Source organism: Marinobacter iranensis (assembly GCF_029207565.1).
Classification (GTDB): Bacteria; Pseudomonadota; Gammaproteobacteria; order Pseudomonadales; family Oleiphilaceae; genus Marinobacter; species Marinobacter iranensis.
In genome coordinates, this window is record NZ_JANCMW010000331.1 from 1 (window position 1) to 250 (window position 250).

The following is a 250-nucleotide window of genomic DNA, read 5'->3' on the forward strand; positions in this document are numbered from 1 at the left end:
TCCGCGCCGCGCACAGCGACGCGTCGAGGGCGGCGCCGGCGGCGTCGGCGAGAGCGGCCGCCACCTCGGGCAGGACGTCGGTCGCGTCGGGCGCGGCGAGATCGTACGCCGCGATGAGCGCGACGATCCGCCGGTAGCGGACGCGCAGGGCGACCCACGCGGATTCATCGGATGCCGCCGCGAAACCGTCGGCATCCGCTCCGATCGCCTCGAGCAGCCCCTCCCGCATCGCCTGCGGCGAGGGGAGCAT

Annotated in this window: 1 protein-coding gene; it reads right to left on the reverse strand. The window is 76.0% G+C overall.

Features of this window, described 5'->3' with window-relative positions; all coding sequences use genetic code 11:
- Nucleotides 1-250: hypothetical protein (locus NLU14_RS22580; protein WP_275710827.1), on the reverse strand; the 250-nt coding region annotated here is incomplete at both ends.